Genomic DNA, 14,506 nt, shown 5'->3' with positions numbered 1-14,506 from the left:
TCCGGGCAGGGTGGACGCCGTGACCCCCGCTCCGCGCGCACCCCAGGAGATCAGCGTCCCGGTCGACGGCGGGGAGCTCGCCGTCCTCCGCTGGCCGGCGGACGCGCCGGGCGCCCCGATCGCCGTCCTCGTGCACGGCATCACCGCCAACGCGATGGCGTGGGCCGCGGTGGCGCCCGCGCTGGCCGGGGAGTTCGAGGTGGTCGCCCCCGACCTGCGCGGCCGGGGCCGCTCGGCCGGCGTGCCCGGCCCGTACGGCATCGAGGCGCACGCCGCGGACGTCGCCACGCTGCTGGACCGCCTCGGCGGCGACGCCGAGGGCGGCGCGGAGGCCGCGGTCCTGGTCGGGCACTCGATGGGGGCGTTCGTCGCCGCCCTCGCCGCCGCGGGGACGGCGCGGGACCGGGTGCACGGGCTGGTGCTGGTCGACGGCGGTCTGGCCTTCCCGCAGCCGCCCGGTGCCGACGTGGACGCGATGCTCACCGCCGTCCTCGGCCCGTCGCTGGCCCGGCTGACCACGACCTTCCCCGACCAGGCCGCCGTGCGGGACTTCTGGGCCGGCCACCCGGCGGTCGGCCCGTGGGTCGACCACCCCGCGGTCGCCGCCTACCTGGCCCGCGACGTGGCCGGCGACCCGCCGGCGCTGCGCAGCACCTGCGTGCCCGAGGCGGTGCGCGTGGACGGCGGCGACGTGCTGCTCAACGAGCGTGTCCTCGAGGCGACCGCCGAGCTGCCGGTGCCGGCCACCCTGCTGTGGGCGTCGCGCGGGCTGCTCGACCAGTCCCCCGGGCTGTACGACGAGCGCCGGCTGGCCCTGCTCGGCCTGGAGCCCAGCGGCATCACCGCCCGCGAGGTGCCCGACACCAACCACTACTCGATCGTGTGGGCCCCGCAGGGCGTGGCCGCGATCGCCGAGGCCACCCGGGTGGCCGCCGCCCGCAGCTGAGTCAGCGCCGGCGGGCGGCCGACCGCGCCGGGGCCCGGACCGGGACGGGCGAGCGCTCGTCGTCATGGGCGTGCACGCGGACCGCCAGCAACGCGACGTCGTCCTCGGCACCCTCCCCCACCATCTCGGCCAGCAGCCGGTCGGCGAGCTCGTCGAGGGTCTCCTCCGCGGCGGTGGCCAGCAGCCGGCGCAGCCGGTCGCGGCCCTCGTCGAGGGGGACGCCGCGCCGCTCGAAGAGCCCGTCGGTGAACAGCAGCAGCGTCGCGCCGTCGGGCAGGAGCACCTGGCCGTCGGCGCGGGGCCCGCGCCAGCCGATCCCCAGCGGCGGGCCCACCGGGGCGGTGAGGTCGGTGACGCGGCCGTCGGGGAGGCGCAGCATCGGCTCCGGGTGCCCGGCCGTGGACCAGCGCAGCCGGCGCACGCCCGCCGCCCGCTCCTCCGGGGTCTGCTCGACCCGGCAGACCAGCGCGGTGGCCATCGCGGGCACCGCGAGGCCGACCAGCGCGTGGTCGACCCGCCGCAGGACGCCGGCCGGCTCCTCCAGCCGGTCGAAGGCGATCGCCCGCACCAGGGTCTTGACCTGGCCCATCGCCGCCGCCGCCTCGATGTCGTGACCCATGACGTCGCCGATGACGACGACCGTGTCGCCGTCGGGCTGCAGGAACGAGTCGTACCAGTCACCGCCGATGGACACCCCGCGGGTGGCGGCCCGGTAGCGGACGGCGAGCTCCATGCGGTCCGGCTGCACCGGCGGGGAGAGCAGGCTGACCTGGAGCCGCTCGGCGACCTGCTGGTTGACCACGGCCAGCCGGGCGTTGTCGAGGGCCAGCGCTGCGCGGCGGGAGGCGATCTCCGCCGTCCGCAGCTCGGCGGGCGTGTGCGCCCCGCGCTCGGGGCCGTTGACCAGGGTGAAGGCGCCGAAGATCTCACCGCGGGCGATGAGCGGGAAGGCGGCGACCGCGGCGGGGCGCAGTGGCGCGAGGGCCTCGCGGGCGGCGGGGGAGCTCACCATGGCCGCGACGTCGGCGTCCGTGAGCGACGCGATGACCACCGGACGACCGCTGCGCAGCGACACGGGCACCGGTGCGGTGGGCGCGTTGGTCAGCACCCGCGCGTCGGCGTAGCGGTGCATGGCCTCGAGCTGCGTCGGGTCGCTGTGCGCGCGGCCGACGTCCCGGCGGGTGCCGTCGGGGTCCACGACGCTGACCAGGCACCAGTCGGCCAGCAGCGGCACGACCAGGTGCGCGAACCGGTCGACGGCCTCGTCGACGTCGACGGTGGAGGTCATGGCCAGGTTGATGTCGCCGAGCAGCATGAGGTGCCGGCCGGCCAGCTCGGCCTCCTCGGCGGCCCGGGCGCGCTCCTCCTCGGTGCGCCGCCGCTCGGTCACGTCGTCGTAGGTGACGACGAGGCCGGCGTCGGTGCGGAAGGCGTCGGCGCGGAACCACCGGGCCAGCGGCCCGAACCACGCCTCGACGCCGTCGGACCCCCCGGTCGCGGCGACCCGCCGGTACAGCTCCTCGAAGGGGCCACCCAGGGCCTCGGGGAACTCGGCCCAGACGTCCCGGCCGACCAGCTCCTCGACGGTGCGGTCGAGCGCCCGCGCGCCGGCGGGGTTGATGTAGCGGAACCGCCAGTCCTCACCCAGGACGATCAGCGGGCGCTCCATGCCCTCCACGGCCTGGACGAGCAGGCCGTGGTCGTGCGCCGCCTCCGGGTCCATGGGAATCACTCTGCCGCATGCCGCCGCGTCCCCCGGCACGGCGGGCGCGGCATCGCCCGGTCGGGGGGCGACCCGCCGCGCCCGGGGCGCTTGGCAGTCGGTCCGCGCGCTGCCACCATCCGGGAGCCCGCTCCGGCGGGACGGTGCGGGGGAGGCGCCGGGCAGTGTCGCCCGGAGCGCGCGGCGGAGGAGGGGGTGGGCGGCGTGGACGACCGGTGCCCTGCCGTGGCGGCACCGACCGTCGTCCCCCTGACCCCCGTCCGGACGCCGTCCGACGCGGTGCTGGCCACCGCCGTGCTCGCGAGTGCGCCCGCGGCGCTGTGCTGCCTGGACGGGTCGCAGCGGGTCCGCTACGCCAACCGGGCGGCCGAGCAGCTGATGGGGCGCCCCGCGCTCGAGCTCGTCGGCCGTCGGCTGGACGACGTCCTCCCGCCCGAGGTCGCCGCCGCCGTCGCGACCGCCTGCACCGACGCGGTCGCCACCGGCCGGCCGCTCGCGGTGGAGCTGCCCCCGTCGCGGGCCGGGGCCGGCTGGACGGAGCTGCACGCCTGGCCCACCGCGGCCGGGCCGGCGTTCGCGTTCGTCGACATCACCGCCCGCCGGCACGCGCAGGAGGAGGCGGAGCGGGCCGGTGCCCGCCTGACGCTGCTGGCCGCCGTCAGCGCCGAGCTGTCCGGGGCCCGCGACGTCGAGTCGGCGCTCGGGGACCTCGCCCGGCTGGTGGTGCCCGGCCTGGCCGACGGGTGCATCGTCACCGTCATCGACCGCGACGGCCGGGCGCACGACGTCGCCTCCTGGCACGCCGACCCCGACCGCCGCGACGTGATCGCCCGCTACGCCGCGGTGCGCATGGAGACCCTCCCGGAGAGCTCCCCGGTCGGGCGGGCGCTGCGGGCGGGCACGGAGGCGCGGGAGACGGCGACGGCCGTGCTCGGCCTCATGGACCCCGGCCCGGCGCGGGACCTCCTGGCGGCGCTGCGCCCGGAGTCGGCCGTCGTCCTCCCCCTCCCCGCCGGGGACCGGCCCGTCGGCGTGCTCACCCTCTACCTGGACGCGGGGCGGTCCCTGGACGACGACGACCTCGCCGCCGCGCGGGAGGTGGCCGACCGCGCCGGCCGCGCCGTGGACCGGGTGCACCGCCAGAGCCGCCAGGCCCAGCTCGCCGAGGTGCTGCAGCGCAGCCTGCTCACCCAGCCGCTCAACGTCGACGGCGCCCGGCTGGAGGTGCGCTACGTGCCGGCGGCGGAGGCCGCGCAGGTCGGCGGCGACTGGTACGACGCGTTCCTGCAGCGCCGCGGCGACCCGGTGCTGGTGATCGGCGACGTCGCCGGCCACGACACGGCTGCCGCCGCGGAGATGGGCCAGCTGCGCGGGCTGCTGCGCGGCATCGCGCACTACAGCGGCGCGGGTCCGGCCGAGGTGCTGCGCGGGCTGGACGACGCCATCGCGCACCTGTACCCGGGCACCCTCGCCACCGCGGCGATCGCCCGCGTCGAGGCCGACGGCACGCGGCTGCGGTGGGCCAGCGCGGGGCACCCGCCGCCGCTCGTCGTGGACACCGACGGCGCGGTGAGCGTGCTGTCCCGCGGGTACGGCGACCTGCTCCTCGGCGTCGACCCCACCGCCGCCCGCCGCGAGTTCGTCGCGCCGCTGCGGCCCGGCGCGACGGTGCTGCTCTACACCGACGGACTGGTCGAGCGGCGCGACCGCGGCGTCGACGCCGGTGTGGCGGAGCTGCGGCGGCACCTGGCCGAGCTGGTGGGGCTGCCGCTGGACCGGCTGTGCGACGAGTTGCTGGCCCGCATGCTGGCCGGCGTCCCGCAGGACGACGTCGCGCTCGTCGCCCTGCGCCTGCAGCCGGCCGGGGACACGCCGCCCGCGCCGTGAACCCTCTCACCCCGGAGGGTCGGAACGCCATCGGCACGGTTGAGCCCCGGGGCTGGTGGGCAACCCCTGTGTCGTCGGAGCAGACGACAGAGGAGAGGGCAGTGGGTCGACTCGCGTGGCCGGTGCGCCCGCTCCCCGACGGCCGGGGCGAACTGTGGCGGTGGGACCTGCAGACGGTGGCCGAGCTGCCCTCCGCCCGGGCGGGCCTGCGCGCCCGCCTCGACGACGTCGGCATCCCCCGGGACGACCAGGACCACGCGGCCGAGCAGCTGGTGCTGGCGTTCGACGAGCTGGCGTCCAACGCGCTGCGGCACGGCATCTCGCCGGTCGTCGCGACGGTCGTCGCCGGCAGCGGTGGCTGGTTGCTCGACGTGAGCGACCACGACCCGGAGACGATGCCGACCCCGGCCGTCGACCGCGACCCCGCACAGGGCGGGCTGGGCCTGCACCTGGTGGCGCGGCTGTCCGTCGCGCACGGCTGGTACGTCGACGACGGGCGCAAGCACGTGTGGGCGTGCATGCCCACCACCGACGGCGCTCGCGAGCCCGCCTTCAACTGAGGCGTTCCACGTGCAACACGACGGCCCCGGGAGCGGTGCTCCCGGGGCCGTCGTGCACGGATGCGCCCGGGACGGCGGGGACTCGCGTCCCGGCGCCGTCCCGGGGCAGCCCAGGCCGCCCGCCGCTGCCCGTGAGGGCAGGGCGGGCGGGGGGTCTCAGACCGCCTGGAGGGTGTTGATGACCAGCGACAGCGCGCCCTTGCCGTAGCCGGGCACGTCGACGGCCAGGTCGATCCGGTTGAACCCGGCAGCCATCTCGGCCAGGTCCGCGGGCAGCTCGTCACCCGGGGCGTAGAGCTTGTACAGCTTCGAGTGCGGCGCACCGGGCACGTTGAACAGCGCCGACAGCACGTTGACGACCTCGTGCAGCGCCTCGGTGAGCATCGTGGTGAGCTCGCCGTCCTCCTCGACGGCGTCCTGGACGCCGCCGGGGGGCAGCATGGCCAGCGCGCCACCGGTCCAGGCCGACAGCGGCAGGTCCATGACGCACAGCGCGTTGACCGCCAGCTGCGGGTCGACGTAGACGGCGACGGAGACCGGGCGTTCCTCCCCCGGGGTCACCGGGGCACCCGGGCTCACCGCGACCGGCTTGCCGAGCAGGCCCACGAGCATGTCGCGGACGTCCTTGGCCGCGGGCAGGACGAGGGTGGCGGTCACACGATCACCCCGTCCAGGGCGTCCTTGAAGGTGTCCTCGTTGAACGGCTTGGCGATGAGGAACAGGGCGCCGGCGTCGGCGGCCTTCTCCCGCATCTCCGCCGACCCCTCCGAGGTGACGAAGCCGAAGGGCACGCCGGACCCGGAGGAGCGCAGCGCCTGCAGGCACTCGATCCCCGTCATGTTCGGCATGTTCCAGTCGGACAGGACCAGGTCCGGGTTCTCGGCCCTGACCTTGTCGAGGGCGTCGCGGCCGTCCTCGGCCTCGACGATGTCGTGGTCGTCGTAACCGGCCTGCCGCAGCGTCCGGATGACGATCTGCCGCATGACGCGGCTGTCGTCGGCGATCAGGATCTTCACAGGGACACTCCGTTCTCGTGCGTGGGGTCTTCGTCGGCGTCCGGGGCGGGGGTGCCCTGGACGGAGATGGACAGGGGACGGCCGCGCCACTGGGCGTCGACGCGGCAGGTGTCGGCCGGCGAGGTGAGCTCCGGCGCGGTGCCGACCTCGGGCAGGCCGAGGACCGAGGGGCCCGGGAGGATGGCCTTGACGTTGCCGCCGACCACGTTGGCCAGCTCGCCGAGGGCGTCGTCGACGTCCTCGGCCTCCAGCTCGGCCGGGGCGTGCTCGCGCAGCAGCGCCCGGGTCAGCTGCTCGGCGGTGTCCCGGCCGCAGGTCAGGACGACGGTGCCGGTCCAGGGGCCGGCGATGCCCACCCAGGAGCTGAGGACGTCCGGGCCCAGGTCGCCCGGCAGCGGCACGAGGACCTCGTCCTCGCCCACGAGCGCGGCCCACGCCTGGTCGGCGATCTCCTGGACCGTCGCCTCGTCGAGCAGGTCGGTGATGACCGGCGCGCTCACAGCACGACCTCCTGCGGGAGCAGGCCGAGCAGCGCGAGCTTGTCGCGGATCGCGTCGGCGGTGAACGGCTTGAGGACGTACTCGTGGGCGCCGGCGGCCAGCGCGCGGACGATCTGGGACTGCTCGCCCTCGGAGGTGACCATCATCAGCGTCACCGCCCGCCAGGCCGGGTTGGTGCGCACGGCGGAGACGAACTGCAGCCCGTCCATCACCGGCATGTTCCAGTCGATGGTGCACAGGTCGGGCACCCAGCCCTCGTGCAGGACGTCGAGCGCCTCCTGGCCGTGGCCGGCCTGGCGGGTCTCGTAGCCGAAGCCCTCGAGGGTCCCGCTCACGATGCGCCGCATGGCGCGTGAGTCGTCGATCACCAGAGCACGCATGGTCAGGCCCCCTTCAGCGGGCGGTAGGCGGAGCTGCGGCCGATGACGACCCGCTCCCAGGAGTCGTCGACGCCGAGGGTGGTCTCGGCGGCGCCGAGGAAGAGCCACCCGTCGGGGCGCATGAGGTCGCGCACCCGGCGGAGGATCGCCTGCTTGGTCGGCAGGTCGAAGTAGATGAGGACGTTGCGGAGGTAGACCACGTCGAACGGGCCCATCCGCGGGAGGGGCGCGGCCAGGTTGCACTCGGAGGCCGTCACCATCCGGCGCAGGCCGGCGGCGACCTCCCACTCGCTGCCGGCGCGGGTGAAGTGCCGCACCAGCATCGGGGCGGGCAGCCCGCGGTTGACCTCGAGCTGGCTGAACCGGCCGGCGCGGGTGCGCTCGACCATCTCGCGGGAGATGTCGGTCGCGGTGATCGAGACCCGCGTGCCCGCGTTCGGCATCGCGTCCTCGAGCAGCATCGCGATCGTGTAGGCCTCCTGCCCGCTGGAGCAGGCCGCCGACCAGATCTGCAGCCGCTCCGCCGGGCCGCGGGCGGCCTGCAGCGCGGGCAGCACCGTCGAGGTGAGCGCGGTGAACGGGTCGCCGTCCCGGAACCACGAGGTCTCGTTGGTGGTGAGCGCCTCGACGATCCTCCGGGTCGACTCCGGGCTGGGGCGGGTGCGGACCGAGTCGACGAACTGGCCGACGTCGGGCAGGCCCATCTGGCGGGCGATCGGCAGCAGCCGGGCCTCCACCAGGTACTCCTTGCCCGGGGCGAGCACGATGGCGCTCTCCCGGTGCACGAGCTGACGGACCCAGTCGAAGCTGGTGGCGGTGAGGGTCATCGCCGTCCTCCGGCGGTCGCCGGGACAGGGGCGGTGGCACGCGGCGGGGCCAGCCGCCGGTGGATCGCCTCGGCGATCCCGTCCAGTGGCAGCACCTCGTCGGCGAAGCCGGCCGAGGCCACGGCGCCGGGCATCCCCCAGACCACCGAGGTGGCCTGGTCCTGGACGACGACCGAGCCGCCGGCCTCCCGGATGCGACCGGCTCCGAGCCGGCCGTCGGAGCCCATGCCGGTGAGCACCACGCCGAGGACGGCGCCGTCGTAGGTGTCGACCGCGGAGCGGAACAGCGGGTCGACGGCCGGGCGGCAGAAGTTCTCCGGCGGGCCCTGGGTGAGCACGGTGTACTGCCCGCGGCCGGTGCTGCGGATGGTCAGGTGGTGGTCGCCGGGCGCCAGGTGGACGGTGCCGGGCACCAGCGGGGTGCCGTCGACGGCCTCGACGACGCGCAGGGCGCTCAGCCGGTCCAGCCGCTGGGCGAACTGCCGGGTGAAGACCGGTGGCATGTGCTGGACGAGCAGCACCGGCACCGGGAGCGTGGCCGGCAGCGCGGGGAGCAGCTTGGCCAGCGCCTCGGGCCCACCGGTGGAGGAGCCGATCACGAGGACGGCGGGCGCCTTGACCGCGCCCTGGCGCGGGGCCGGCGGGGCGATCCGGACCGGCGGCGGCGCGGGGCGGGACGGGCCCGGGGTGGCGGGGCGGCCGGTGAGCGCCTTGATCTTGGGGATGAGCTGCTCGCGCACGCTCTCCATCGACTGCGCGACGCTGCCGACGTTGGCGGGCTTGGTGACGTACTCGTTGGCGCCCGCCGACAGCGCGTCGAGGGTCGCCGCCGCGCCCCGCTCGGTCAGCGTGCTGAACATGATGATCGGCACCCGGCTGTGCCCTCGCCCCGCCCCACCGGCCCCGGCACCGGCGCGGATGGCCCGGACCGCCTCGATGCCGTTCATCTCCGGCATCTCGATGTCCATGGTGACGAGATCGGGCTTCAGCTGCTCGAGTTTGCCGACGGCGATCCGGCCGTTGACCGCGGTGCCGACCACCTCGATCGCCGGGTCCGCGGACAGGACGTCGGTCACGATCTTGCGGACGACCACCGAGTCGTCGACGACCATCACCCGGATCGGGTCCATGCGTCCTCCGTCTCCCCCTGGTCGGCCCAGCGGGGGGTGTGCAGTGCTGTCTGGCGTCGGCAGTCGCCCGGAGGCCGCGCGCGGGGCGCGGGGGCGCACCGCTCCGGTGCGGTACGTCCGAAGACGGTGCCTGTCCCCCGGGTTGTCGGCCTCCCGCCGACACTCCTTGAGCCGATCCGCCGAATTGGCGGCGCATTTTTCGCGACCTGCGGAAATGCGGTTGCCGACCATTTCGCACCATTTGTCGACAGGTCACCCGGCGACCGCGGGGTCAGCACTGCCCGAGCGGTCGAGCGCTGTCTGCGGTCGTCTAGCGACTGAACTAGAGAGCGGCAGAGATCCCTGGACGCGGGTGGCGCGCGGTCGCCGGGGTAGGCGGGGTCGCATGGCGCTCCCCCGTGTCCTCGTCCTCGTCCTCGCCGGTGGCGCCGGCGGCCGCCTGGAGCTGCTGACCGACCAGCGCGCCAAGCCCGCCGTCCCCTTCGCCGGGGTGTACCGGCTCATCGACTTCCCGCTGACCAACTGCCAGCACTCGCACCTGTCCGACGTGTGGGTGTCGGTGCAGTTCCACCCGACGTCGCTGGCCCGCCACCTGGCCAACGGCCGGCCGTGGGACCTCGACCGCACGACCGGCGGCCTGCTCACCCTGCCGCCCTACCGGGGCACCGAGCGGGGCGGCTGGGTGTCGGGCACGGCCGACTCGCTGTGGCGCTACGCGCCGCTGGTCCGCGAGTTCGCCGCCGACGCGCTCGTCGTCGTCAGCGCCGACGCCGTCTACAAGCTCGACTACCGCGAGGTCGTCGACGGGCACCTGCAGTCCGGCGCCGAGGTGACGATGGTGACCACCGAGGTCGCCGAGGACGACGCCCCGCGCTACGGCATCGTCGAGATGGGCGACGACGACCGGATCCGGGACTACGCCTACAAGCCCGACGAGCCGCGCACCACGACCGCGACCAACGAGGTGTTCGTCTTCTCCCCCGGCCCGACGCTGGACCGGCTGGAGGCGCTGAGCACGGAGGTCGGGGAGGACGGGCTCGAGGACCTCGGCACCCACCTGCTGCCCGCCCAGACCCGCGACGGGCGGGCCCGCGCGCACCCGCTGGGCTCCTACTGGCGCGACGTGGGCACCATCCCGGCGTACTGGGCGGCGCACCAGGACTTCCTCTCCCCCGAGCCGCCGCTGGACCTCGACGACCCGCGCTGGCCGGTGCACACCCGCGGCGGCCGGCACAGCGCCGCGCGGGTCCTGCGCGGTGCGGAGGTGGCGGGCAGCCTGCTGTCCGGCGGCACCCGGGTCGCCGGCCTGGTGAGCGGCTCGGTCCTCTCCCCCGGCGTCGTCGTGGAGGCCGGCGCGACCGTCGTGGACTCGGTGCTGCTGCCCGGTGCCCGCGTGCGCGCCGGCGCGACCGTGACCCGCGCCGTCCTCGACGACCGGGTCGAGATCGGCGAGAAGGCCTCGGTCGGCGGGGACGGCGAGATCACCCTGGTCGGCCGGGAGGCCGTCGTCCCGCCGGGGACGCAACTGCCCGCCGGCGCCCGCCACCCCGCGGACGACGAGGACTGAGGCACGGGCGGACGAACCGGACCGGGCGCGGGAGCCGGGGACGGCAGGCAGCGGCTCAGCGCATCAGGGGTACGGCACCTGGCCGCGGTGCGGTCCGGAGGACCGCAGCGTCATCGCGGAGCGCAGAGCACGGCGAGCGCGTCGGCGCCGAGCAGGTCACCCATGACGATGCCCTGCACGCAGCCGGCCACGGCGTTCCACGCACCCGCGGCGGCGGTGCCCGGGTCGAAGCCGCCGTCGAGGAAGGCCTGGACGGCGAGCAGCTGAGCGGTGGCGAGCGTGCGGGTGCGGCCGGAGACGTGCGCGGCCCACGAGGCCTCGTGCATGGCGGTGGCCCACGGCCGGCGCTCGGCGCGGGCGGCGTCGACGGCGGCCTGCCAGCGGGCCCGGCCGGCGGCGTCGAGCGACCGGATCCCGGCCAGCACGTCGGTGAGCTCCGCGGTGGCGGGGCCGAGGTCCAGCTCCGGCGCCGGCACCATGCCGGCCGCGGTGGCGACGGCGAACGGGCCGGTCAGCTGTCGCCGGACCAGCGGCGGCAGCACCGCGGCGGCCCACGAGCCGACGGCGGCGTCGGCGAGGACGTCGGCGGCCGCGGCCAGCACCTCCTCGCCGACCAGGCTCCGGGCGGGGTGCTCGGGACCGAGGACGTCCTCGCGCAGCACCCGCTCCAGGGCGACGGCGTCCCCGATGGTGCTGCGCTCGAGCTGGGCGACGAGGGCCGCGGTGCGGTCGGCGCCGGGCAGGTCGGCCGCGGCGGTGCGCACGTGCGGCACCGAGACGGCGAGCTCGCGAGCCTTGCGTGACCGGACGGCGAGGGCCGCCCGCTGCTCGCGGTCGCGGCCGGCGGCGGGGTGGACGGTGGCCAGCTGCTCGAGCGTGGCGGCGTCGGCCGCGAGCCCGGCCAGCAGGGCGTCGGCGACGGCGCGGCCGGCGGGCAGCCGGACCAGGTCGAAGCCGAGAGTGGCGGCACTGACCAGCGAGTAGGGCACGGCAGCGCCTCCCTTTCCACGTCCCCCGGGGTGAGGTCAGCCCATGCTGACGGTGATCGACAGGCAGCGCCACGTCACCGTCACCCGATCGCCGGACCCGGGGAGGGGTCCACCTGCGTGTCCCCCGGAGCAGCGTCAGCAGGCGGTCACTCCACGTGACCAACCCTGTGCGGGCCCGGCGTCGACGATGACCCCCGACCAGGCCCCGGCGACGCCGCGGACCCCGAGCTCCTCCGGGTACGACCCTGCCCCCTCCAGATGAGGGGACGATGAGCCGGGCGCGGTTCTCATGACTCCTTCATCCCCAGGTGCCACCCTCGGGGCATGCGGGTTCTGGTCGTCGAGGACTCGACCAAGATGCGCGACGTCCTCGTTCGTGGTCTGACGGAGGCGGGGCACGCGGTGGACGCGGTGGCCGACGGCTCGGCGGGGCTGGCCTGGGCGACGTCGGTCCTCTACGACGCCGTCGTGCTCGACGTGATGCTGCCCGGCATGGACGGCTTCGCGGTGTGCCGGACGCTGCGGGACCGGCTGGTGTGGACGCCGGTGCTGATGCTGACCGCGCGCGACGCCGTGCCCGACCGGGTGTACGGCCTGGACTCCGGAGCCGACGACTACCTGGTCAAGCCCTTCGCGTTCACCGAGCTGCTCGGCCGGCTGCGCGCCCTGCAGCGCCGCGGGGCGCCCCCGCGGCCGGCGCTGCTGCGCTGCGGCCCGATCACGCTCGACCCCGCGGCCCACACCGTGGAGTGCCGCGGCGAGGAGGTGGAGCTCTCCCGGCGCGAGTACGCCCTCCTGGAGTTCCTGCTGCGCCACCCGGGGCACGTCCTGTCGCGCAGCCAGATCCTGGAACAGGTCTGGGGGCAGGACTACGACGGGCTGTCCAACGTCGTGGACGTCTACGTGAAGTACCTGCGGGACAAGATCGACCGGCGGTTCTCCCTGGACCTCGTGCAGACCGTGCGCGGTGCCGGCTACCGGCTGGCCTGCCCGGACTCGGCGGCCTGACGGCGGTGTCCCGCCTGCCGATCAGCGTGCGGCTCGCCGCGCTGTCGGCCGCGTCGCTCGCCGTCCTGCTCGCCCTCGTCGGGGTGGTCGTCCACCAGCAGCTCGGCACGGCCCTGCGCGCGGGCGTCGACGATCGGCTCGACGACCTCGCCGTGGCGCTCCCGGTCGGCCTGCGCGGCGACCAGCTGGACGAGGACATGCTCAGCGTCGACCTCGACGACCGCATGGTGCAGCTCGTCGACCGGCGGGGCCGGGTCATGGGCACGGCCGGCGACGACGTCCCGGGGACACCCCTCCTCGGCCCGACCGACCTCGCCCGCGCCCGGTCGGGTCAGGACGTGCTCCGCACCCTCGACGAGGGGTCCGGGCTGCGGGTGCTCGCCATCCGGGACGGCTCCCGCGGGCAGGTCGCGATCCTCGCCGCCCGGCTCGACGAGGTCCAGGAGGCGCAGGCCGCGCTGGTCTCGGGCTACCTGCCCGCCGCCGGGCTGGCCACCGTCCTGGCCGGCCTGCTCGGCTACGTCATCGCCCAGCGGGGGCTGGCCCCGGTCCGGCGGGCGACCGACGAGGCGCTGGCGATCAGCGCGGCGGACCTGTCCCGGCGGCTGTCCCCGCCCGCGCACCCCGACGAGGTGGGCCGCCTGGTGCAGACCCTCAACGCCATGCTCGACCGCCTGGCCGCCGCCGTCGCCCGGGAGCGCATCTTCACCGCCGACTCCAGCCACGAGCTGCGCACCCCGCTGGCGATCCTCACCGCGGAGGTCGAACTGGCCCGCGACCGCACCGACGACCCCGCCGTCCGCACCGCGCTGGGGACGGCGCTGGACGAGGCCGGCCGCCTCTCCGGGCTCATCGACGACCTGCTGGTGCTCGCCCGTGTCGACACCGGCCACCTCGAGACCGAGCGCCCCCTGGACCTCGACGACCTCGTCGAGCGGGTGGCCGGCCGCTTCACCACGCTCGCCGCCCGGCGCGGCATCCGGCTGCAGACCGGCGGGGCGGCGGTGATCCGCGGCGACCCGGCCGGCGTGGAGCGGGCGGTGGCCAACCTGGTCGACAACGCGCTGCGGCACACCCCCGACGGCGGCACCGTCACCGTCGACGTGCAGGCCACCGGCTCGGCCGGTGCGCAGGTCGCCGTGAGCGACACCGGGCCCGGGGTCCCGGCCGACCGGCTGCCCGGCCTGTTCGACCGGTTCAGCCGGGTGGACGACGCCCGCCACGAACCCGGCGGCGCCGGCCTCGGCCTGGCCATCGTGGCCGCCGTCGCCACCGCGCACGGCGGTGCGGTGACCGCCGCCAACGCCGCCTCCGGTGGCCTGACGGTCACTCTCGCCCTCGGCCCGGCCGGCGAGCCCGCCCAGCACGACGGACAGCGGTGAGACCGGGCCCGGCCGGCCCGGGAACGCAGCGACCCCCGGCCGGGCGACCCTCCGGAGAGAGGGGCCGCCCGACCGGGGGTCGAGGAGGCAGGGCGTCGGCCGCCGGGGAAGTCCGGCCGCGCCCGGGTCCGTGGCCGCTAGGCGCTCACGGCCTTCTGGACGTCGAGCGCCAGCAGCAGCTGCCCGTCGAGCTTGAACGCCCCGCGGATCAGCTCGCGGGCCGACCCGTCCAGGGTGTCCGGCGGCGCCTCGAAGTCGGCCGGGTCGACGTCCACGACGTCGGCGATCGCGTCGACGAGCAGGCTGACCGCCTCCCCGTGCAGGCGGACGACGATCACCACCGCGTCGGTGCCCTCGGGCCGCGGCGGCCGGCCCAGCCGCTCGCGCAGCTCGATCGCGGTCACCACCTGCCCGCGCAGGTTGATCAGGCCGGCGACGGCGGCGGGGGCCAGCGGCACCCGGGTGAGCCCCTGGCTCTTCAGGACCTCCTGCACGTGCGCGACCTCGATGCCGTAGAGGTCGCCGTCCAGCCAGAAGGTGGCCAGCTGGCCGCCGATGGCCGGCGCGGTGGTGTCGGTCGCGGCAGGCACG

15 protein-coding genes are annotated in these 14,506 nt (G+C 76.1%); 6 read left to right on the top strand and 9 right to left on the bottom strand.

The genetic code is table 11. The features are described 5' to 3' along the window. The first annotated feature begins 19 nt into the window (after positions 1-19). Positions 20-946, top strand: coding sequence for an alpha/beta fold hydrolase (locus ACI784_RS03370; RefSeq protein ID WP_456921944.1), 927 nt, complete (start codon positions 20-22; stop codon positions 944-946). 1 nt (position 947) lies between these two features. On the opposite strand, the gene ACI784_RS03365 is transcribed toward ACI784_RS03370, so the two are convergent. Then, positions 948-2,669, bottom strand: a complete 1,722-nt coding sequence (locus tag ACI784_RS03365; protein WP_456921943.1) for a SpoIIE family protein phosphatase — start codon at positions 2,667-2,669, stop codon at positions 948-950. A gap of 225 nt (positions 2,670-2,894) precedes the next feature. Between ACI784_RS03365 and ACI784_RS03360 the strand changes: the two genes are divergently transcribed. Continuing rightward, positions 2,895-4,556 (top strand): SpoIIE family protein phosphatase, encoded by a 1,662-nt coding sequence (locus tag ACI784_RS03360; protein WP_456921942.1) that lies wholly within the window; start codon positions 2,895-2,897, stop codon positions 4,554-4,556. Between the two features lie 101 nt (positions 4,557-4,657). After that, the gene (locus tag ACI784_RS03355) at positions 4,658-5,116 is read left to right on the top strand and encodes an ATP-binding protein (RefSeq protein ID WP_456921941.1); all 459 of its coding nucleotides are present in this window, start codon (positions 4,658-4,660) and stop codon (positions 5,114-5,116) included. 156 nt (positions 5,117-5,272) lie between these two features. On the opposite strand, the gene ACI784_RS03350 is transcribed toward ACI784_RS03355, so the two are convergent. Genes ACI784_RS03350 through ACI784_RS03325 form a run of 6 tightly spaced genes read right to left on the bottom strand, consistent with a single transcriptional unit; the run spans position 5,273 to position 8,969 of the window. Then, the gene (locus ACI784_RS03350) at positions 5,273-5,773 is read right to left on the bottom strand and encodes a hypothetical protein (protein ID WP_456921940.1); all 501 of its coding nucleotides are present in this window, start codon (positions 5,771-5,773) and stop codon (positions 5,273-5,275) included. Continuing rightward, a complete protein-coding gene (locus ACI784_RS03345) occupies positions 5,770-6,132 on the bottom strand; it encodes a response regulator (RefSeq protein ID WP_456921939.1) in 363 nt (120 codons plus the stop codon). The genes ACI784_RS03350 and ACI784_RS03345 overlap by 4 nt, the downstream gene beginning before the upstream one ends. Further along, a complete protein-coding gene (locus tag ACI784_RS03340) occupies positions 6,129-6,632 on the bottom strand; it encodes a chemotaxis protein CheX (RefSeq protein WP_456921938.1) in 504 nt (167 codons plus the stop codon). Before ACI784_RS03340 ends, ACI784_RS03345 begins: the two co-directional genes overlap by 4 nt. Beyond that, the gene (locus tag ACI784_RS03335; protein ID WP_456921937.1) at positions 6,629-7,012 is read right to left on the bottom strand and encodes a response regulator; all 384 of its coding nucleotides are present in this window, start codon (positions 7,010-7,012) and stop codon (positions 6,629-6,631) included. Before ACI784_RS03335 ends, ACI784_RS03340 begins: the two co-directional genes overlap by 4 nt. Before the next feature lie 2 nt (positions 7,013-7,014). Next, entirely contained in the window at positions 7,015-7,839 is an 825-nt protein-coding gene (locus tag ACI784_RS03330; protein WP_456921936.1) for a CheR family methyltransferase, read from the bottom strand. Next, complete coding sequence (locus ACI784_RS03325; protein ID WP_456921935.1) at positions 7,836-8,969, bottom strand: protein-glutamate methylesterase/protein-glutamine glutaminase; 1,134 nt, start codon at positions 8,967-8,969, stop codon at positions 7,836-7,838. Before ACI784_RS03325 ends, ACI784_RS03330 begins: the two co-directional genes overlap by 4 nt. A gap of 385 nt (positions 8,970-9,354) precedes the next feature. Between ACI784_RS03325 and ACI784_RS03320 the strand changes: the two genes are divergently transcribed. Then, complete coding sequence (locus ACI784_RS03320) at positions 9,355-10,536, top strand: glucose-1-phosphate adenylyltransferase family protein (RefSeq protein WP_456921934.1); 1,182 nt, start codon at positions 9,355-9,357, stop codon at positions 10,534-10,536. 110 nt (positions 10,537-10,646) lie between these two features. Here ACI784_RS03320 and ACI784_RS03315 read toward each other — a convergent pair whose 3' ends face one another. Then, entirely contained in the window at positions 10,647-11,525 is an 879-nt protein-coding gene (locus ACI784_RS03315; protein WP_456921933.1) for a hypothetical protein, read from the bottom strand. Positions 11,526-11,849: 324 nt separating this feature from the next. On the opposite strand from ACI784_RS03315, the gene ACI784_RS03310 reads away from it, so the two are divergent. Both ACI784_RS03310 and ACI784_RS03305 read left to right on the top strand, forming a co-directional pair. Next, entirely contained in the window at positions 11,850-12,533 is a 684-nt protein-coding gene (locus tag ACI784_RS03310; RefSeq protein ID WP_456921932.1) for a response regulator transcription factor, read from the top strand. A 5-nt stretch (positions 12,534-12,538) separates the two neighbouring features. Beyond that, a complete protein-coding gene (locus ACI784_RS03305; protein ID WP_456921931.1) occupies positions 12,539-13,915 on the top strand; it encodes a sensor histidine kinase in 1,377 nt (458 codons plus the stop codon). A gap of 137 nt (positions 13,916-14,052) precedes the next feature. Here the strand turns inward: ACI784_RS03305 and ACI784_RS03300 are convergent, their stop codons facing one another. Further along, positions 14,053-14,505, bottom strand: coding sequence for a chemotaxis protein CheW (locus tag ACI784_RS03300; protein ID WP_456921930.1), 453 nt, complete (start codon positions 14,503-14,505; stop codon positions 14,053-14,055). Between the last annotated feature and the right edge of the window lies 1 nt (position 14,506).

Source organism: Geodermatophilus sp. SYSU D01186 (assembly GCF_054050215.1).
The sequence above is the reverse complement of the archived record's forward strand: the minus strand, read 5'-3'. Positions and strand labels throughout refer to the sequence as shown.

Excerpts from the sequence above, each read along its gene's own strand:
- ACI784_RS03325 (WP_456921935.1), bottom strand. The coding sequence starts at position 8,969 with ATGGACCCGATCCGGGTGATGGTCGTCGACGACTCGGTGGTCGTCCGC.
- ACI784_RS03320 (WP_456921934.1), top strand. The coding sequence starts at position 9,355 with ATGGCGCTCCCCCGTGTCCTCGTCCTCGTCCTCGCCGGTGGCGCCGGC.
- ACI784_RS03335 (WP_456921937.1), bottom strand. The coding sequence starts at position 7,012 with ATGCGTGCTCTGGTGATCGACGACTCACGCGCCATGCGGCGCATCGTG.
- ACI784_RS03330 (WP_456921936.1), bottom strand. The coding sequence starts at position 7,839 with ATGACCCTCACCGCCACCAGCTTCGACTGGGTCCGTCAGCTCGTGCAC.
- ACI784_RS03365 (WP_456921943.1), bottom strand. The coding sequence starts at position 2,669 with ATGGACCCGGAGGCGGCGCACGACCACGGCCTGCTCGTCCAGGCCGTG.
- ACI784_RS03310 (WP_456921932.1), top strand. The coding sequence starts at position 11,850 with ATGCGGGTTCTGGTCGTCGAGGACTCGACCAAGATGCGCGACGTCCTC.